The organism is Paracoccus endophyticus (assembly GCF_003286075.1).
Taxonomy (GTDB): Bacteria; Pseudomonadota; Alphaproteobacteria; order Rhodobacterales; family Rhodobacteraceae; genus Paracoccus; species Paracoccus endophyticus.
The window spans coordinates 42570-62453 of sequence record NZ_QLUV01000005.1 but is presented as its reverse complement, the minus strand read 5'-3'; the positions used below and the strand labels follow the sequence as shown (position 1 = coordinate 62453).

Sequence of the window (19884 nt, the reverse complement as noted above, 5' to 3'; positions counted from 1 at the left end):
CGACAGCGCCGCGACACGACAGGGAGAGCGTGAACATGGGCGGCTTGCTGGCCTTTTCCCGCGGCATCGACCGCATGAACACCGTGATCGGACGCAGCGTCAGCTGGCTGATCCTCGTGGCCGTCCTGGTCAGCGCCGGCAACGCCATCATCCGCAAGGTCTGGTCGATCTCGTCCAACGCATGGCTGGAACTGCAGTGGTATCTCTACGGGGCGGCGTTCCTGCTGGCCGCGGCCTACACGCTGCTGGAAAACGAACATATCCGCATCGACATCATCTATGGCGGCCGGTCGCGCCGCACCCAGCACTGGATCGACCTGATCGGGCACCTGCTGTTCCTGATGCCCTTCGTCGTCCTGATGATCTGGCTGATGGTGCCGTGGCTGGAACGCTCGATCGCAAATGGCGAGCGCTCGATGAACGCGGGCGGGCTGATCCTGTGGCCGGCCAAGGCGCTGCTGCTGGCGGGCTTCATCCTGCTGTTCCTGCAGGGCCTGTCCGAGATCGTGAAGAAGATCGCCGTCATGCGGGGGCTGATCCCCGACACCCAGGCGCAGTTCTCGGCGCACGGAGAGGTCGTGCTGGACCAGACGCTGGTGGCCGAGGCGGGCTTTGCCAGCCCCAACCACCCGATCACCGACGAGATGATCGACCATCCGCTTGACCACAACCGCAACTATACCGACCGGGATGCCCGCAAATGATGGAGCTTATCGCGCACAACATGGCGCCCATCATGTTCGCCAGCCTGGTGGTGTTCCTGCTGCTGGGCTATCCGGTCGCCTTCGCGCTGGCTGCGAACGGGCTGCTGTTCTTCGTCGTGGGGGTCGAGCTTGCGCCGCTGTCGGGCGGCGAGATCAACCTGTCGTGGAACCTGCTGCAGGCCATGCCCGAACGGTTGTGGGGCCTGCTGAGCAACGAGACCCTGCTGGCGATCCCGTTCTTCACCTTCATGGGGATCGTGCTGGAGAAATCCGGCATGGCCGAGGACCTGCTGGACACCATCGGCCAACTGTTCGGGCCGATCCGCGGGGGCCTGGCCTATGCGGTCATCATCGTGGGCGCGCTGCTGGCGGCGACCACGGGCGTCGTCGCGGCGTCTGTGATCGCCATGGGGCTGATCTCGCTGCCGATCATGCTGCGCTATGGCTATGACCGGCGCATCGCGTCGGGGGTGATCGCGGCGTCGGGAACGCTGGCGCAGATCATCCCGCCCAGCCTGGTGCTGATCGTGCTGGCCGACCAGCTCGGCCGGTCGGTGGGCGACATGTACAAGGGTGCGATGATCCCCGGTCTGGTGCTGACGGGCCTCTACATGGGCTATGTGTTCGTCATGACGCTGTTGCGGCCCGCCTCGATGCCGGCGCTGCCCGTCGAGGCGCGGACGCTCGGCTCTGGCGTGACCTCGCTGGTGGTCGCGCTGGCGGCTGGCGGCGGGGTCTTCTATGCGGTGTGGCACTGGCTGCACCCCACCCAGGGGGCCAACGCCGACATCCTGGCGCTGGCCGCGGCGGTGATCGTGATCTATGTCGCGGCGCTGCTCGACCGCGCGCTGCGGCTGAACCTGATGAGCCGGCTGACCCAGCAGGTCATCATCGTGCTGATCCCCCCGCTGGCGCTGATCTTCCTGGTGCTGGGGACGATCTTCCTGGGCATCGCCACGCCGACCGAAGGCGGGGCGATGGGGGCCGTGGGCGCGCTGGTGCTGGCCGGGATGAAGGGCCGGCTGGGCGGCGGCGTGATCCCGCAGGCGCTGGCCTCGACCACGCGGCTGTCGTCGTTCGTGATGTTCATCCTGGTGGGCGCGCGGGTGTTCTCGCTGACCTTCTATGGCGTGAACGGGCATCTGTGGGTGGAACACCTGCTGACCAGCCTGCCGGGCGGGGTCTACGGGTTCCTGATCGTCGTCTCGATTCTGGTGTTCCTGCTGGCGTTCTTCCTGGACTTCTTCGAGCTGGCCTTCATCATCGTGCCGCTGCTGGCGCCGGCCGCCGAAAAGCTGGGCATCGACCTGATCTGGTTCGGGGTGCTGCTGGGCGTGAACATGCAGACCAGCTTCATGCACCCGCCGTTCGGGTTCTCGCTGTTCTTCCTGCGATCGGTCGCGCCCAAGACTCCCTACAAGGACAAGGTGACCGGCCTGACGATGGACCCGGTGCGCACCAGCCAGATCTATTGGGGCGCCGTGCCGTTCGTGGTGATCCAGATCGTCATGATCGGGCTTGTCATGGCGTTTCCGGCCATGGTCATGCACTACAAGGGACCGATCGTGGACACGTCGAACGTCGAGGTCAGCTTCCCGGCCGGGGGGCTTGGCGGTGGTCTGGGCGGTGGCCTGGGCAACCTCGGCGGCAACCCCTTCGGGGCGCCCGCCGCGCCGGGGACCGCGCCCGCCGCGCCGGGGGGGCTTGGTGGCCTGGGCAATCCGTTCGGTGCGCCCGCGACGCCCGCGCCGGCGACTCCTCCCGCGGGCGGGCTAGGAGGACTTGGGGCGCCGCCCGACTTCGGCACCCCTGCGGCCCCTGCGGCCCCTGCCGCCCCTGCCGCCCCCGCGGCCCCTGCGGCCGGGGCACCGGCAGCGCCGGCCCTCGGCGGCCTTGGCGGAGCGCCGAACTTCGGTGCACCCGTGCCCGCCGCACCGGCCCCTGCGGTTGAACCCGCCGCACCCGCCAGCGGCGGCGCTGGTGGACCTGGCTCGTCACCGGGTGCCGGGGCGTCCGTGCCCGGTGCACCGGGCGACGCTGGGTCAACCACGACCACCCAGACGCCCGCCGTCCCGATCGCACCGACGCCGGCCGGGCCAGCCGCTGCCAACTGACGACGAAAGGGCGCCTGATCGGCGCCCTTTGCATCTGCGGACCGGCGCACGCCCGGGTCAAAGAAAACCGCCGCCCCGAATGGGACGGCGGCGCTTGCTGTCAGCAGGCGGCTTACAGCTTGCCGTTGCGCTGCTGGATCATCATCATCGTGTCGAAGGTGTAGTCCGTCGTCTGGGTGTAGAGATACCAGTCGTTCAGGAACGGCTTCTGCGCCTCCCACATGCGCTTGAACTCGGCGTTCTCGGCCGCGATCTCATCATAGACCTGACGCGAGGCCTCGAAACTCGCCACCATCACGTCCTCGGGGAAGGACAGCGGCTGGGCGCCCGACTGGGCCAGCCGCTTCAGGGCGGGCGGGTTCTTGTAGTCGTATTCGGACAACGTGTTCAGGTCGGCCGCCTGGCAGGCCGACCGCAGGACCGCCTTGTAGAGTTCGGGCAGTTCGTTCCACTTGGCCAGGTTGAAGAACATCCCCACCGTCGGGCCGCCTTCCCAGAAACCGGGATAATAATAGTAGGGCGCCACTTTCTGGAAGCCGAGCTTCTCGTCGTCATAGGGGCCGACCCACTCGGCGGCGTCGATGGTGCCCTTTTCCAGCGCCGGATAGATGTCGCCGCCCGCGATCTGCTGCGGCACGACCCCCAGCTTTTCGACGACCCGGCCCGCAAGCCCAGAAATCCGCATCTTCAGGCCCTGCATGTCCGCCAGCCCGTTGATCTGCTTGCGATACCAGCCGCCCATCTGCGCGCCGGTGTTGCCGACCGGCAGGCTCAGCAGGTTGTGCTTGGCCAGGAATTCGTTGTAGCTGTCGATCCCGCCGCCGTGATAGTTGTAGGCGGCCTTGCCCCGCGCGTTGAACGTCCAGGGCAGGTCGGCCCCGCACGAGAAGGCCGGGTCCTTGCCCCAGCTGTAATAGCCGACCGAGTTCGCGGCCTCGACCGTGCCGTCCGTTGCCGCGTCGATCGCCTGCAGGCCGGGCACGATCTCGCCCGCTGCAAAGACCTGCAGGTTGAACTTGCCGTCGGTCATGGCCTTGACGCGCTCGGACACGTCCACGCCGCTGCCGTAGATCGTTTCCAGCGACTTGGGAAAGGACGACGCGACGCGCCAGTTGATCGTCGGCGCCTCCTGCGCGATGGCGGGGGCCGCAAGCGCCGCGCCGGCCGCAGCCGCCGCCCCGCCGATGCCCGCACGGCTTAGAAAGGACCGGCGGTCCAGCGTGGTCTTCTTCGTCATCTTCATCCTCCGCTTGCGGGACCGCGGATCGTTGGCCGGATCCCTTTCCTTGGCAGGGGGCAGATTGCACGGGGGCCGTCGGTCTGTCCACTGATCGGACGCGGCGTTCCCCGAAAACCGCACCGTCCGGCCGCACGCGCGCGCCGCCATGACGGCCCTTTTCCTTTGGCCGCGACTGTGGAAATGTCCACGCCGGCGCGCAGGGCCAGCCGGGCGCGGGTCAGGGGGACGTGGATGGCGACAGCCGACGGGAAAGAGGCCGCGCAGGGCCTGCGGATCGTGGCGCCGCCGCTGACCTATGCGGTGCTGATGCTGGGCATCCCGCTGCTGACGATCCTCGCCTATTCGTTCTTCAAGGACGGCTATCTGACCATCGTGCGCGAGTTCACTCTGGAGAACTATCGCGCCGTCTGGGCCGACCCGATCTTTCGCACCATCATGATCCGGTCGCTGTCGGTGGCGGCGATGGTGACGCTGGCGACGGTGCTGCTGGCGTTCCCGGTGGCCTACTTCCTGTCCTTCGTCGTGACGCCGGACCGCAAGGCGCTGTGGATCTTCCTCATCACGATCCCGTTCTGGACCAGCTACCTGATCCGCGTCTTCCTGTGGAAGGTGATCCTGGGCTACAACGGCGTCATCAACTCGGGCCTGAAAAGCCTGGGCGTGATTGAGCAACCGCTGTCGTTCCTGCTCTACAACACCGGCTCGATCGTCATGACGCTGTCCCACGCCTATGCCCCGTTCGCGATCCTGCCGATCTATGTCGCGCTGGAAAAGATCGACCGCTCGCTGCTGGAGGCCGGGCGCGACCTGGGCGAAAGCCGGCTGATGACGTTCTGGCGCGTCACGCTGCCCCTGGCGATGCCGGGGGTGCTGGCGGCGGTCCTGATCGTGTTCATCCCCGTGATCGGCGACTACGTGACGCCCACCCTGATCGGCGGCGGCAAGATTCCGATGGTCGCCAACATGATCCAGGCGCAGATGCTGGACATCGACAACAAGCCCCTGGGGTCCGCCATGGCCGTGACCGCGATGCTGGTGGTGGCCATCGCCTCGCTGCTGTTCCTGCTGGCGAACCGCCGCTTTCTGCGGGTGCGGCAATGAACGGGCGGTTCCAGGGCGGGGGCCTGCGGGCCTATGCCATCCTGTATCTGCTGTTTCTGTACGCCCCGATCCTGCTGCTGCCGATCTTCGCGTTCAATGCCGGCACGATCGTCGCCTTTCCGCTCAAGGGCTTCACCACCGGCTGGTTCGTCCAGATGTGGGACAATGCGGCCTTGCGAAAGGCGCTGACGAACTCGCTGATCATCGCGTTCAGCGCCTCGATCCTGTCCACCTGCCTGGGGACCTTTGCCGCCCGTGCCTCGACCCGGTTCAGGTTTCCCGGCAAGGGCGCGGCGATAGGGCTGATCATGATGCCGCTGGTCATGCCAGAGATCATCGTGTCGATGTCGCTTCTGGTCGTGCTGCTGGCCGTGGGGATCGAACTGTCGATCCTGACCGTCATCCTGGGCCACACGCTGATCTGCATGCCCTATGCGGTGGCGATCATGACGACGGCGTTCTCGTCGCTGGACAAGTCGCTGGAGGAGGCGGCCTATGACCTGGGCGAGACGAGGTTCAGCGCCTTCCGCCTGGTGATCCTGCCGCTGGTGATGCCGGGGATCATCTCGGCCATGCTGATGTGCTTCACGGTCAGCCTGGACGAGTTCATCATCGCGTTCTTCCTGGCCGGGAACGAGCCCACGCTGCCCACCTACATCTTCAGCCAGCTGCGCTTTCCCAAGTCGATCCCGGTCATCATGGCGCTGGGGACCCTGCTGGTCCTGGCGTCGATCGTGCTGCTGGGCATCGCCGAGTATTTCCGCCGCCGGGGCATCGCCCGGACCGGCGCCAAGGACACCGGAGGCTTTCTTTGACCCCCATCGCCGACCGCAAGCCCATGATCGAATGTCGGCAGGTCCAGAAGTACTATGGCGACTATCACGCCCTGCGCGGCATCGACCTGACCATCCGCGAGGGCGAGTTCTTTTCCCTGCTGGGCCCGTCGGGCTGCGGCAAGACCACGCTCTTGCGCACCATCGCGGGGTTCGAGGAGATCGGCTCCGGCGTGGTGCTGATCGACGGGCGTGACATGCGCGGGGTGCCCGCGAACGTGCGGCCGACGAACATGGTGTTTCAGTCCTACGCCATCTTTCCCCATCTGACCGTCGCCGAGAACGTGGGCTTCGGCCTGCGCCGCGATCCGCGCAGCGCCGCCGACAAGGCCCGCGCCGTCGAGGAGGCGCTGGAGATGGTGGGCCTGCGCGGCTATGGCCGGCGGGCGGCGCACGCCCTGTCGGGCGGCCAGCGCCAGCGGGTCGCGCTGGCCCGCGCGCTGATCCTCAAGCCCAAGGTGCTGCTGCTGGACGAGCCGCTGTCCGCGCTGGACCGCAAGATGCGCGAGCAGATGCAGGTCGAGCTGATCAAGCTGCAACGACAGGTCGGCATCACCTTTGTCCTGGTGACGCATGACCAGGAGGAGGCGCTGGTCATGTCCGACCGCATCGCCGTGATGTTCGAGGGCGAGATTGCCCAGCTTGACGGCCCCGAGGCGCTGTATGCCCGACCCGCCAGCCGCCGCGTGGCCGATTTCATCGGGGTGATGAACTTCCTGCCCGCCCGCATCCTGGGCGAGACGGATCAGGCCGTGACCGTGGATGCCCCCGGCTTCGGCATCGTCGAGGTGCCGTCCCGGAACGTCAGCCGGGCCAACCCCGGCGACGCCGAGCCGACCGTCGGCTTTCGCCCTGAGGCCGTGACCCTGGCCCCGGTCGTGGGGCGCGGCCCCGAACGCGCCGTGGATCGCGTCACCGGCGGCGTCATCGAAGAGGTCGTGTATTACGGCGACATGACCTATTACGATGTCCTGATGGACGGGTCGGCCCGCTATGACGGGATCGCGCGGCCTGTGCGGGTGTCCATGCGCAACTTGTTCGGGCGCGAGGTGCCGGACGTGGGCACCCGGACGCGCGTCATCTGGTCGCCGGGGTCGCTGGTGCTGTTTCGCTGACGGGTCTGGGCAGCCGCCGGGTGTGGGCGGCCGGCCAGGTGCGGCTGTGACACGTCGGTTTGGGCAGGGTGGGAATGGCGCGATGAACAGACGTGAACTGATGGTGGGCGCGGGGGCTGCGGCGGCGCTGTCGGCGGCGCCCGCGCGGGCCCAGGACGCGGCTCTGCGGCTGGGGATGGTCCTGCCCCTGACCGGGCCTTTCGCGGCCTATGGGCAGCAGGTGCAGGCGGGGCTGCGCCTGTATCTGGATCGCCACGGCGACCGCGTGGCGGGCCGTCGGATCGAGGTCATGGTCGAGGACGACGGGGGCATTGCCGATGCCACCAAGCGCATCGCGCAGTCGATGGTCACGCGCGAGGGGGTCGAGGTGCTGGGCGGCTTCGGCCTGACCCCGCTGGCGCTGGCCGCGGCCCCGATCGCGACCCGCGCCCGCGTGGCCCAGATCGTCATGGTCGCCGCGACCTCGGCCGTGACCGAGGCGTCGCCCTATGTCGTGCGCACCAGCTATACGACGCCGCAGGTCACCAGCCGCATCGCCGCCTGGGTGATCGCCGAAGGCGTCACGACGGCGATGACGCTTGTGCTGGACTACGGGCCCGGCGCGGACGCCGAGGCGACGTTTGTGGCGGATTTCACCGCCGGGGGCGGGCAGGTGATCGACAGCCTTCGGGTGCCGATGCAGAACCCGGACTTCGCGCCCTTTCTGCAGCGGGTGGCCGATCGCAAGCCACAGGTGCTGTTCGTCTTCGTGCCGTCGGGGATGGGGGCGCCGCTGCTGAAGCAATGGGTGGAACGCGGGCTGGACCGGTCCGGCACCCGGCTGGTCGCCGACGGCAGCGTCACCGACGACATGGTGCTGCCGCAGATGGGGGATGCGGCGCTGGGGCTGGTCACGGGGTTCCATTACACCGCCTGGCACGACAGCCCCCTGAACCGCGACTTTGTGCGCGACATTCAGGCCCGCACCGGGGGGCGGCCGAACTTCATGGCCGTTGCGGCGTATGACGGCGCGCATCTGCTGTTTCAGGCGCTGGCGGCGACGGGCGGGGATGCGGCGGGCCCCGCGCTGGTGGACGCGATGAAGGGGATGGCGTTTGAATCGCCGCGCGGTCCGATCCTGATCGACCCGGACACCCGCGACATCGTGCAGGACATCTCGATGCGCCGCGTCGAGCGCATCGACGGCGAACTGTGGAACGTCGCGTTCCAGACATTCCCCCAGGTCAGGGATCCGGCAAAGGGCTGACGACGCGCCCGCCCTGCGACGGCGCTGGTCGCGACCGTCCCCGCGGCTGCCGCGCGGGGAACCGGGGCGCAGACCTGTGGCGGCCCGGCCGGTGCGCCCGCCGGGGCGTTGAATGCTTTGCACTTCCCGGTTGCCAGATCAACTTTTCGGGGTATGTATCGCTCTCGCCAGAGACCGCGGGCGGCCCAGCCGGAGACCTGATTGCTCACCAATCGCCGCCTGCCAGCCCTTGTGCTGATCATCTCGCTGGGGGTCGGCGCGGTCTTGACCGGCACGATCATGCGACTGGAATCCCGTGCCGCGGCGGCGCGGTTCGACCGCATTGCCGACCTGGTGGCCGGGCGGCTGCATGAACGCATCAACCAGCATGTCGCGCTGTTGCGCGCGACCGCCGCAGCGTTCGAGTCGACCGGGGGTCAGGTCGAGGCCGCGACGTTCTCGCGCTATGTCTCGGGGCTGGGGCTGCGCGACGATTACAGCGGGATTCAGGGAATCGGTTTCGCCCGGCTGATGACCACGGCCGCCGCGACCGCCGGTATCCCGGCCGAGATCGCCCGGAACTATGGCGAGGCGGTTCCGCTGCACCCGCCGACAGACCAGCCCGTGGCCGCCGGCATCGTGCTTTTGGAACCGCAGGACGACCGCAACGCCGCGGCGCTGGGCTATGACATGTTCAGCGGCTCTGTCCGCCGCCTTGCCATGACCGAGGCCGCCCGCACCGGCAGCGCGCAGGCCAGCGGCCCAGTGCAGCTGGTGCAGGAAATCACCGACAGCAAGCAGGCGGGTTTCCTGGTCTATCTCGCGGTGCGGGCGGGTGCGCCCGGCACCGCGCCTGCGCCCTTTGCGCAGGTCGCAGGCTTTGTCTATGCGCCGTTCCGCGCCGGCGACCTGCACGCCGCCGCCGTCCGCGACGGCGAGGCGCCGCTGCCCGTCACGCTGCGCACCATTGATTTGGCCGCGCCCGACACGCCGCTGTTCGACGACGACGGGCCGGGCAGCGTCGTGAACCCGCGGCAGGTCGTGCGACGGCTGGATGTCGCGGGGCGCAACTGGCAGATGACCGTGACCGAGGCGCCGGGCTTCGCCCGTCCCTCGGACCACATCGCCACGATCTTCGTGGGGGCGCTGTCGCTGCTGCTGGCGCTGGCCACGACGGCGCTGGTGCGGGTCAACGCACGCGCCATCTCGGGGGCGCGCCAGGCCGCGCGGATGTCGGCCGAAATGGCCGAGGACCGCAACCTGATGCTGCAGGAGATGAAGCATCGGATCAAGAACCACATCGCCCGCATCCAGGCCATCGCCCGCCACACCCGGCGCAGCGCGAAAGACCTGGACGAGTTCGAGAAGATCTTCTCGGGCCGCCTGGCGGCGATGGCCAGCACCCAGGACCTGCTGACCCGCGACCGGTACGGCACGGCGAACCTGCAGGACCTGATCCGGCGCGAGATCGAGCAGGTGATGTCGCCCGAACAGGCCGCCCGGGTGATGGACGGCCCCGTGGTGCAGCTTGATGCGCGTCAGGCCCAAAGCGTCGGGCTGGTCATTCATGAGCTGTCCACGAACGCGATGAAATATGGCCAGACGACGGACGGCATTCCCGAGATGCTGATCGTCTGGCGGGTCCTTGACCGTGCCGGGCGCGAGTGGCTGGAACTCGACTGGATCGAGTCGAAGGCGACCGCCCCCGCCGACCCGGCCCGCAGCGGCTTTGGCACCCATCTGATGGAGGCGATGGTCGAAGGCGACCTGAACGGCCGGATAAGCCGCGATTTCGGCCCGCAGGGGATGCACGTCACCATCGCCTTTCCGCTGGTCGCGGACACCCCGCGCTGACCGGCGGGCCGCCCCTCAGGCGCCGTAGGGCAGCCAGACCGTCTTGATCTGCACGGCATCCGCGATCACCGACCGCAGCAGGGACAGGGGCAGCGCGGCCCAGTCCAGCGTGGCAGGGTGGACGCGGACGGGCTTGAGGTTGCCCGCGGCCTCGGCCTCCAGCCGCGCCAGCAGGGCGGCGTCGCCCGCGTGCCACAGCGCGTCCACGGCGTCATGCGCCGCAAGCACGGGGCCCAGCACCGCGGGATCGCCGGTGATCAGGTTCACCACCCCGCCCGGCACGTCCGAACTGTCGCACAGCTGCGCCAGATCGCCCGCGACCAGCCCCTGCGCCGGGTCCGGCACCGCGACGACCCGGTTGCCCTGCGCGATCAGCGCCGCGATCAGCGTGACCATCCCGATCAGCGGCTGGCCAAGGGGGCAGATCAGCCCCACGACGCCCCAGGGTTCGGGCATCGCCAGCGTCAGGTGGCGCGCGCGGGTAGACGGGATGGCCCCGTCCAGCTTGTCGGCCATGCCGCCGATCAGCATCAGCCGGTCCAGCGTCGCCTCGACCTCGGCCCCCGGATCGGCGCATCCGCCGGCCGCCAGCGAGGCCGCGAACTGCTCGCGCCGCTGGGCCAGCGTCTCGGCCATGAAATGCACGACCTGCGCGCGGGCGTGGCCGGACAGCGCGGCCCATCCCGCGGCCTTGTGCGCCGCCTCGACCGCGTTGCGGATGTCCTTGCGCCCGCCGGTGGCCGCCGCCCCGATCCGCGCGCCCGTGGGACCGCGCAAGCCATAGCTTGCGCCGCCGTCGGGCCGGACCTGTTTGCCGCCGATGTAAAGCTTCAGCGTGCGGTCGATGCCGGGGGGCTGGTTGCCGGCCGGGGCGGCGGCCGCTGGCGCGGCGGCAAAATCGACCGGGCGGTCGGGCAGGGCGCGGGTGGGCGCGGCCCCGTCCGGCCGCAGGTACGCGGCCATCCCGGCGCGGCCGCCCTCGCGCCCGAAGCCGCTTTCCCTGGTCCCGCCAAAGGGCGCGGCCGCGTCCAGCAGGTTGGCGCCGTTGATCCAGACCACGCCCGCGCGGACGCGCGCCGCCGCGTCCAGCGCGGTGTCCAGGTCCTGCGCCCAGATCGAGGCGGCAAGGCCATAGGGGGTGTTGTTGGCCATCTCGACCGCCTCGGCCGGGGTGCGAAAGGTCATCAGCACGCCAATCGGGCCAAAGACCTCGACCTGTGCGATGGTGGCCGCGGGGGCTGCGCCCGCAAGGATGCCCGGCGCGCACCAGTGGCCATTGTCGGGCAGGGGGGCGTCGGGGGTGGCCAGCGTTCCCCCCTCGGCCAGGGCGATGTCGATCAGGCGGCCGATGCGCGCGCGCTGCCCGGCCGAGATGATCGCGCCCAGGTCGGTGCCCTTGTCCAGCGGATCGCCTACGCGCAGCGTCTCCATGCGCCGCAGCAACCGGGCGGTGAACGCCTCGGCCACGCTTTCCTGCACCAGCAGGCGCGAGCCGGCGCAGCAGACCTGCCCCTGGTTCAGCCACAGGCCGTCCACCACCCCCTCGACTGCGGCGTCCAGATCGGCGCTGTCGAACACGATGAACGGCGACTTGCCACCCAGTTCCAGCGTCAGCGCCTTGCCCGATCCCGCCAGCGCGGCGCGGATCGCGCGCCCCACATCGGTCGAGCCGGTGAAGGCTACCTTGTCCACGTCCGGGTGCGCGGCCAGCGCGGCCCCGGTGTCGCCGTCGCCCTGCACGATGTTGACGACGCCCGGCGGCAACCCGGCCTCGGCGCAGATCTCGGCAAAGGCGGTGGCGGTCAGCGGCGTCTGCTCGGCCGGTTTCAGCACCACCGTATTGCCGGCGGCAAGCGCGGGGGCGACCTTCCACGCCAGCATCAGCAGCGGAAAGTTCCACGGGATCACCTGCGCGCAGACGCCGTGGGGGGCATGGCCCGGGAACTCCATCGGCAGGGCGGCGGCCCATCCGGCGTGGTGATGCAGATGGCGCGCCACAAGCGGCAGGTCGATGTCGCGCGATTCCCGGATGGGCTTGCCGGTGTCGATCGTCTCCAGCACCGCAAGAAAGCGTTCGTGCTTCTGCACCGCGCGGGCCAGCGCATACAGATGGCGCGCGCGCTCGGCCGCGGGCCGGGCCGACCAGCCGGGAAAGGCCGCGCGGGCCGCGGCGACGGCGCGGTCCACGTCCGCGCCCGTCCCCTGGGACACGGCGATCAGCGGCGCGCCGGTCGCCGGGTTTTCCGTGACGAACGACGCGCCGGGGGTGAAGGCGTCGAACGCGCCGTCGATGAAATGCCCGATGCCGGGGGCGCGGGCGGCCAGCCACGCGGTGGCGGGGGCGGCGGATTCGGGCGAGGGGCCATAGTCCAGGGCGGACAGGATGTCGTGGATCGTCATGGGCCTACCCCGCCGGATGATGCGACTGGGCGGCATAGCGCCCGGTGACGAAATGCTCCAGCTGGCGCTCGATGTCGCCCAGCATGGAACTGGCGCCGATGCGGAACAGGTCGGGCTGCATCGCGCGGGGGCCAAGCTCCTCGCGGATCAGGGACAGCCAGACCGTCGCCTCCCTGGCGGACCGCAGGCCGCCGGCGGGCTTGAAGCCGACGACATGGCCGGTCGCGTCCTGGTGATCGCGCAGCGCCCGGATCATGGTCAGCGCGACGGGCAGGGTGGCGTTCTGCGGCTCTTTCCCGGTCGAGGTCTTGATGAAATCCGCGCCCGCCTGCATGGCGACGGTCGCGGCGCGATGGACGGTGGTCAGCGTGCCCAGCTCGCCCGTGGCCAGGATCGCCTTCATGTGGGCAGGTCCGCAGGCGTCGCGCATGGCCGCGATCTCGTCGTAAAGCGCGGCCCAGTCGCCGCGCAGGGCCAGTTCGCGGGTGATGACGATGTCGATTTCCGCCGCGCCCTGATCGACGGCCCAGCGGATCTCGGCCAGCCGCAGGGGCAGGGGCATCAGGCCCGCGGGAAACCCGGTGGCGACCGAGGCGACCGGGATGCCCGATCCGTCCAGCGCGGCCACGGCGTGGGGCACCATCGTCGGATAGACGCAGACCGCGCCGGTCGTCAGCCCCGCCAGTCCCAGCGCCGCCTGAAGATCGGGGCGCAGTGGCTGGCGGGCCTTGGCGCACAGGCGGCGCACACGATCGGCGGTGTCGTCGCCCGCCAGCGTGGTCAGGTCGATGCAGCGGATGGCATGGACCAGCCATGCGGCCTGATGCAGCCCCTTGACGCTGCGCCGCGTGCCGATCTGGGCCGCGCGGCGTTCGGTGGCCGAGCGGTTGACCGTCGCGCGCGCCACCGGGCCCAGGTCAAGGGGCACCGGCGGGTTGGCGCGCGTCACCCCTGCCCTTCGGTCGGCCGCGGTGGCCCTGTCGCCCCTGCTGATCGCCATTCCGCCCCCTGATCGTGCCGTCGCGCTGCCCCGAACAGATGCCGCCCGCGCTCGCGCGTCAAGCGGCAGCCCCCGGGGATGCCGTCATGTCGCTTTCCGCACGTCCGATGTCGTCGCCGGCAGGGGGCGGGGTTGCGTCATCGTGTCACACAGGCCGCGACACGCGCGCAAGGAGACGCCATGAAGACCCAAGTCAAAGCCCTGGTCGTCGGCGGCGGTGCCGTCGGCACCGGCATCGCCCTGCATCTGGCCCGCGCGGGCTGGGACACGATGCTGGTCGAGCGCGACGAGTTGACGGCGGGATCGACGTGGCATGCGGCGGGGCTGCTGCCGCTGTTCAACATGAACTATGCGACCACGCATATCCACGACTATTCCGTGCGGCTTTATGCCGGGCTGGAGGGGCAGACGGGCCTGAACGCGGGCTTTACCCGCTGCGGCAACCTGCGCATGGCGCAGACTGACGCGCGCATGGACGAATACAGGCTCTATTCCTCGACCGCCGAGACGGTGGGCATCGAGCATGAGTTCCTGACCCCCGCGCAGATCGGGGCGCGCTGGCCACTGGTGCGGACCGAGGACCTGAAGGGCGCGCTGTTCCACCCGACCGACGGCTATATCAACCCCGCCGATGTGACGCAGGCGATGGCCAAGGGCGCGCGCATGGCGGGCGCGCATATCGAGCGCAAGGTGCAGGTGAACGGCTATCGCTGGACGGGCGACGAATGGATCGTTACCTGCGACCGCATGGTCGAGCGGGGCGGCAACCTGGTCCCCGCAGGCGAGCCGTTCGAGATCCGGGCCGAGCATGTCGTGACCGCGACCGGCAACCACGCCCAGCGCACCGCGCGCCTGCTGGGGATCAGGATCCCCGCGATCCCGGTCGAGCATCAGTATATCGTGACCGAGCCCGACCCCGCGCTGGTCGCATGGCGGGCGCAGGGCAATCCCGAACACCCCGTCCTGCGCGACGCCGACGCCAAGTGGTATGTGCGCGAGGAACGCGGCGGCTGGATTCTGGGACCCTACGAGCGCAACGCCCCGGCGCGGTTCCTGTACGACGTGCCCGACAGCTTCCGCGCCGACCTGTTCCCACTGGATCTGGAGCGGATCGAGGAGGAATACATGTCCATGATCCACCGGATTCCGTCGTCGGAGTCAGTGGGGCTGAAGGACGACTACAACGGGCCGATCTGCTATACGCCCGACGGCAACCCGCTGGTCGGACCCGCGCCGGGGCTGCGCAACATGTGGCTGGCCGAGGGATTTTCCTTCGGCATCACCGCGGCGGGGGGCACCGGCCATTACCTCGCGCAGATGATGACGGCGGGCGAGGCCGAGATCGACATGGCGAGCCTTGATCCCCGCCGCTTCGGCCAGTGGATGACGACCGAATACGCCGCCCGAAAGAACGAGGAGGCGTATGAGCACGTCTTCATCCTGCATCACCCCGACGAGGAGCGCCCGGCCTGCCGCCCGCTGCGCACCGCCCCCGCCTATGACCGCCAGATCGCGGCGGGCGCGCAGATGGGGCAGGTCAACGGCTGGGAGCGGCCGAACTATTACGCGCCGCAAGGGTTCGACGACCACGCCGCGCGCAGTTTCCGCCGCGGCGGCTGGTGGCACCATGCCGAGGCCGAGGCCCGTGCCATCCGCGAAACCGCGGGCCTGATCGACGCCAGCGCATTCGCCAAGACCCGCGTGGCCGGGCCGGGGGCGACGGCGTTCCTGGACTGGCTGACGACCAACAAGCTGCCCAAGGTCGGCCGGATCAACCTGACCTATGCGCTGACCGAGGCCGGCACGACGCGGACCGAATACACCGTCGTGCGGCTGGCCGAGGATGACTATTACCTCGTGTCCGCCGGCGCCTGGGCGGATTACGACCTGGACAACCTGCGCAAGCTGGCCGCGGACAAGGAGGCTGACTTCGGCCGGATCGAGGTGCAGGACATCACGACCCACTGGGGCGTCTTCGCGCTGGCCGGGCCGAACAGCCGGGCCATCCTGAACGAACTGGTCCGCGATGCCGACCCCGCGACGGTGCTGGGCAACAAGCGCTTTCCCTGGCTGTCCACGCGCGACATCCAGTTGGGTATGGTGCCGGTGCGCGCGATCCGCGTGGCCTATACGGGCGAGCTGGGGTGGGAACTGCACCATCCGATCGAGATGGGCCGCCATCTGTGGGACCGGCTGGTGCAGGCGGGCGAGGGGCACGGGCTGCGGCTGGTCGGCGCGCGGGCGCAGAACTGGTTGCGGCAGGAGAAATCCTATCGTGCCTTCGGCACCGAACTGGGGCGCGATGCGACTCCGCTCGAGGCGGGGCTGGACCGTTTCGTGGACATGGACAAGGACTTCCGCGGCAAGGACGCGATGGCCGCCAAGGGCATCCGGTCGATGTGCGTCACCGTGCTGATCGACGGCCCTGCCGACGCCGACCCCTGGGGGCGCGAAGGGCTGTTCCTGGACGGGCAAAAGGTCGGGCGGCTGACCTCGGGCGGATACTCTGTCGCCTTCGGCAAGCAGATCGGCATGGGCTATGTCCGCCCCGATCTGGCGGCGCCCGGCACGCGGCTGCAGGTGCGGATGCTGCGCAACCTGTACGATGCCGTCGTGACCGAGGACAGCCCGTTCGACCCGCAGAACGCACGGATCAGGCTGGACGGCTGAGACGTTGCCGCATCAGGGCGGCGGCCGGGCCGGATCGGCCGGCTGCCGCCAGGGCGCGCCCGACAGGGCGGCCGCCAGATGGTCGATCAGCGCGCGCAGCTTGCCCGGCAAGGGCGCGACCGGGGGCCAGACCGCCAGGATCGGCAGGGCGCGGGTGTCCGCCCCCGGCATCACCGCGACCAGCCTGCCGTTGCGCAGGGCGTCCGCCACCAGGAACCCGGGCAGGATCGCCAGCCCCAGCCCGGCCGCGGCCATGTCGCGGATCGCCTCGCCGTTGTTCAGCGTCAGCCGCGTCGAAAGCTGCGGCGACAGGCTGCGCCCGCCCTGCCGGAACTGCCAGGCCAGGGTGTCCGACACATGGGAATAGCCGATCACCTGATGGCCGTTCAGGTCGGCGGGACCGTCGGGCGTGCCCGCGCGCGCCAGATAGGCGGGGCTGGCCACGACGACCATCCGGTCCTCGCACAGCTTGCGCGCCTTCAGCGCGCCGTCGCGGCCCTCGCCGATGCGGATGCCGATGTCGAACCCCTCGCGCGCAAGGTCGCGCACCCGGTCGTCATAGTCGATCCGCAGGTCCAGCCCCGGATGGTCGGCGGCAAAGCGCGCGAGGATCGGGGACAGGTACATCGTGCCGAAGCTCATCGGCGCGGCGATGGACAGCGTGCCGCGCAGGGGCGCCGCCCCGTCCATGCCCCAGGCCGCGCTTTCGGTGGCGGCGACCAGCTCGGCCAGCGCCGGTCGCAGCCGTTCGGCCAGGCGGTTGGCGGCCTCGGTCGGGGTGATCCGGCCCGCGTTGCGCCGGAACAGCGCCGCCCCGACCGTCGCCTCGAAGTCCGAGACACGCTTGCTGATCACCGACTTGGACAGGTTCAGCCGCGCGGCCGCGGCCGAGATGGTGCCAAGCTCCATCACGGTCAGGAACGTCTCGATCTCGTCCAGCGAATAGCGCATCGCGCGCAGCATAGGCGCGGGCCGGGCGTTCGCAATCGCAGAACACCGGCTTCGTCCGCCGCCGTCTGGCGCCGCCGCCCCGGCAGGCCGATATCGGGGTCAACGAAAGGATACGCCCATGACCCTGACCGGCATTCACCACCTGACGGCCATCACCGCGGACGCCCCCGGCAACAACCGCTTTCACACCCAGACGCTGGGGATGCGGCGCGTCAAGAAGACCGTCAACCAGGACGACACCTCGGCCTATCACCTGTTCTTTGCCGACGGGGCGGGGACGCCGGGAACGGACCTGACGTTCTTCGACTGGCCCGTCGCGCGCGCGCGTCGCGGCACGCATTCGATCAGCCGGACCGGGCTGCGCGTGGCCGAGGCGAGCCTTGACTGGTGGGCCGCCCGCCTGCGCGGCGAAAACCTGACCGTGGGCGAGATCGCCACGCTGGACAGCCGGGCGACGCTGGACTTCGAGGACCCCGAGGGGCAGCGCTATCGCCTGACCGCCGACCAGCCGGGCGCTGCGCACCCCTGGGACCGCAGCCCGGTGCCCGCCGAACACCAGATCCGCGGATTGGGGCCGATCACCCTGTCCGTCCCGGATCTCGGCCCGACCGAGGTCGTGCTGACGCACGTGATGGGCATGCGCCGCGTCCGCGACTACGCCAGCCCCGACGGGCAGGGCCAGGTTCATGTGTTCGAGATGGGCGAGGGCGGCCCCTCGGCCGAGCTGCATGTCGCGGTCCAGCCCGGCCTGCCAAAGGCGCGGCAAGGCGCGGGCGCGGTCCACCACGTGGCGTTTCGCGTCCCCGACGCTGCGGCGATCCACGACTGGGCGCAGCACCTGAACCGGCTGCGGGTGCGGTCGTCGGGCGAAGTCGAGCGGTTCTATTTCCGCTCGCTCTACTTCCGAGAGCCGAGCGGCATCCTGTTCGAGATCGCGTCCGACACCCCCGGCTTTGCCGTGGACGAGCCCTTCGACACGATGGGCGAGACGCTGTCGCTGCCGCCGTTCCTGGAACCGCGCCGCGCGCAGATCGAGGCGGGGCTGAAGCCGCTGGTCTGATTTGGCCCCTGCGCCCACACCGCCGCGGCGGACAGGCGGGACGTAGTTGGACGGCGTGGTTGCGGCGGCGGGACAGTCCCGCCGCCGCAACGGATCAGCGGGCCGTGCGGACCCGCTGGATCGGCCGCGTCACGCCTCGGCCCAGGGCAGAGCGGGCCCCAGCGGCACGATGCCCGTGGGGTTCAGCGCCTTGATCGAATGGTAGCCGCGCTTGATGTGGTCGATGCTGACCGTCGCGCGCACGCCCGGCCGCGCCAGCACGCGGGCCAGATAGCCGCTGATCGCGGGATAGTCCGCGATGCGCCGCAGGTTGCACTTGAACAGCCCGTGATAGGCCGCATCAAAGCGCACCAGCGTCCACGCCGTCGTCGAACCGCCAGCCCTGCTCGCCCAGCTCGGGCCGGACGACCGACACGGGGATCACGTCGCGCAGTCCCTTCAGCGTGCGCCCGATCAGGGTGCGCGATGCCCACGGGCAGATCAGGGCGACATAAAGGCGATAGCGCCCGGCCTTTGCCGGAAAACCGCCCTCGCCGGTCGGCCCGGCGCTGCCGTCCGGCGTGACCCAGTGGCGAAAGCTGGAGGTCTGGCGCACGAACCCGCCCTTGTCGTCCCTGGCCTGCACCGGCTGCCAGTCGGCGACCCATTTCCCGTCGATCAGCATGGTTGGTCCCCCTTCAGGCGCTAAGTGCGATGCGCGTGCCCCAGGGGTCGCGCAGGACGGGGACGTCGCCGGCCATGGACAGCGCGACTCCGGCGGCCTCCGCGCGGCGCAGGATCGGGTCGCGCAAGGTCGCGTCGTTCAGCACGATCTCGACCGCATCCAGCCCGGCGGCGTCGTCCGGGCGCGGCCCGGCGCGACGGCTGTTCCAGACGTTGCCGGCCAGCTGGTGGTGATAGCCGCCGCTGCCGAAAAAGCTGGCCCCCGGATAACGGCTGGCGATGTCAAAGCCCAACACGTCGCGATAGAACCGGTCGGCCGCCGCCGTGTCGCCCACCTGCAGGTGGACATGGCCCACGGTTCCGCCCCGCGGAAACCCCGTCCAGGCGCCGTCGGCCGAGGCGAGCAGCCCCTGGCTGTCCAGCGCCTCGGTCGTCATGTGGATCTCGCCGTCGCTGCCGCGCCAGGCCGACGGGGGCCGGTCGGCATAGATCTCGATCCCGTTGCCCTCGGGGTCGGCCAGATAGATCGCCTCGCTGACGATGTGGTTCGACGCCCCGTGCAGCGGGATGCGGCTGTCGATGGCAAAACGCAGCCAGCGCCCCAGATCGGACCGGCCGGGCAGCAGAAAGGCGGTGTGGAACAGCCCCGCGTCGCGCGGGTCGCGCGGCTTCAGCCGGGCATCGCCGGCAAGGTCCAGCAGCGCCGTCGTGCCCGTGCCCAGCGTCACGCGGTCCGGCCCTGATGCCAGCACGTCCAGCCCCAGCACCCGGCGATAGAACGCGGCCACGCTGTCCAGATCGCGCACGCGCAGCCGCACGCGCCCGATCCGCAAGGGTGCCGCGGCAAGGTCGAAGGCATCGGCGTGGGTCGTCATGGCAGGGTTCCTTCCGTCAGGGGCGGCCGTCTGACCGGCGATGCGTGAAAGATGGCCCTTGTCGGATCGCTTGATAATC

At 69.9% G+C, this 19884-nt stretch carries 14 protein-coding genes and 1 pseudogene; 9 read left to right on the top strand and 6 right to left on the bottom strand.

Annotation, left to right across the window (positions count from 1 at the left end):
* Positions 1-35: 35 nt before the first annotated feature.
* Complete coding sequence (locus DPQ23_RS07935; RefSeq protein WP_112874171.1) at positions 36-704, top strand: TRAP transporter small permease subunit; 669 nt, start codon at positions 36-38, stop codon at positions 702-704.
* Entirely contained in the window at positions 701-2818 is a 2118-nt protein-coding gene (locus DPQ23_RS07930) for a TRAP transporter large permease (RefSeq protein ID WP_112874170.1), read from the top strand. Before DPQ23_RS07935 ends, DPQ23_RS07930 begins: the two co-directional genes overlap by 4 nt.
* 112 nt (positions 2819-2930) lie before the next feature.
* Here DPQ23_RS07930 and DPQ23_RS07925 read toward each other — a convergent pair whose 3' ends face one another.
* Entirely contained in the window at positions 2931-4037 is a 1107-nt protein-coding gene (locus DPQ23_RS07925; protein ID WP_112874294.1) for a TRAP transporter substrate-binding protein, read from the bottom strand.
* 252 nt (positions 4038-4289) lie between these two features.
* On the opposite strand from DPQ23_RS07925, the gene DPQ23_RS07920 reads away from it, so the two are divergent.
* The 5 genes from DPQ23_RS07920 (at position 4290) to DPQ23_RS07900 (ending at position 10186) form a co-directional block, all read left to right on the top strand.
* Positions 4290-5159, top strand: a complete 870-nt coding sequence (locus tag DPQ23_RS07920) for an ABC transporter permease (protein ID WP_112874169.1) — start codon at positions 4290-4292, stop codon at positions 5157-5159.
* On the top strand, positions 5156-5974 hold the full coding sequence (locus DPQ23_RS07915; RefSeq protein WP_112874168.1) for an ABC transporter permease: 819 nt from the start codon (positions 5156-5158) through the stop codon (positions 5972-5974). Before DPQ23_RS07920 ends, DPQ23_RS07915 begins: the two co-directional genes overlap by 4 nt.
* Positions 5975-5997: 23 nt before the next feature.
* Positions 5998-7107, top strand: a complete 1110-nt coding sequence (locus DPQ23_RS07910; RefSeq protein WP_112874293.1) for an ABC transporter ATP-binding protein — start codon at positions 5998-6000, stop codon at positions 7105-7107.
* 82 nt (positions 7108-7189) lie between these two features.
* Positions 7190-8353 carry an ABC transporter substrate-binding protein gene (locus DPQ23_RS07905; protein WP_112874167.1) on the top strand — a complete coding sequence of 388 codons (1164 nt, stop codon included), beginning with the start codon at positions 7190-7192 and terminating at the stop codon, positions 8351-8353.
* A 201-nt stretch (positions 8354-8554) separates the two neighbouring features.
* Entirely contained in the window at positions 8555-10186 is a 1632-nt protein-coding gene (locus DPQ23_RS07900) for a CHASE domain-containing protein (RefSeq protein ID WP_112874166.1), read from the top strand.
* Between the two features lie 15 nt (positions 10187-10201).
* Here the strand turns inward: DPQ23_RS07900 and DPQ23_RS07895 are convergent, their stop codons facing one another.
* Both DPQ23_RS07895 and deoC read right to left on the bottom strand, forming a co-directional pair.
* Entirely contained in the window at positions 10202-12586 is a 2385-nt protein-coding gene (locus DPQ23_RS07895; protein ID WP_112874165.1) for an aldehyde dehydrogenase family protein, read from the bottom strand.
* A gap of 4 nt (positions 12587-12590) precedes the next feature.
* Positions 12591-13586, bottom strand: coding sequence for a deoxyribose-phosphate aldolase (deoC, locus tag DPQ23_RS07890; protein WP_112874164.1), 996 nt, complete (start codon positions 13584-13586; stop codon positions 12591-12593).
* 180 nt (positions 13587-13766) lie between these two features.
* Between deoC and DPQ23_RS07885 the strand changes: the two genes are divergently transcribed.
* Positions 13767-16256, top strand: a complete 2490-nt coding sequence (locus tag DPQ23_RS07885) for a GcvT family protein (protein ID WP_112874163.1) — start codon at positions 13767-13769, stop codon at positions 16254-16256.
* 12 nt (positions 16257-16268) lie between these two features.
* Here the strand turns inward: DPQ23_RS07885 and DPQ23_RS07880 are convergent, their stop codons facing one another.
* Entirely contained in the window at positions 16269-17219 is a 951-nt protein-coding gene (locus DPQ23_RS07880) for a LysR family transcriptional regulator (protein WP_240602574.1), read from the bottom strand.
* A 106-nt stretch (positions 17220-17325) separates the two neighbouring features.
* Here DPQ23_RS07880 and DPQ23_RS07875 point away from each other — a divergent pair, with 106 nt between their 5' ends.
* A complete protein-coding gene (locus tag DPQ23_RS07875) occupies positions 17326-18267 on the top strand; it encodes a ring-cleaving dioxygenase (RefSeq protein ID WP_112874162.1) in 942 nt (313 codons plus the stop codon).
* 129 nt (positions 18268-18396) lie between these two features.
* Here DPQ23_RS07875 and DPQ23_RS07870 read toward each other — a convergent pair.
* Both DPQ23_RS07870 and DPQ23_RS07865 read right to left on the bottom strand, forming a co-directional pair.
* Positions 18397-18931, bottom strand: a pseudogene (locus tag DPQ23_RS07870) (glutathione S-transferase family protein).
* Between the two features lie 13 nt (positions 18932-18944).
* Positions 18945-19805, bottom strand: a complete 861-nt coding sequence (locus DPQ23_RS07865; RefSeq protein ID WP_112874161.1) for a VOC family protein — start codon at positions 19803-19805, stop codon at positions 18945-18947.
* Positions 19806-19884 lie beyond the last annotated feature (79 nt).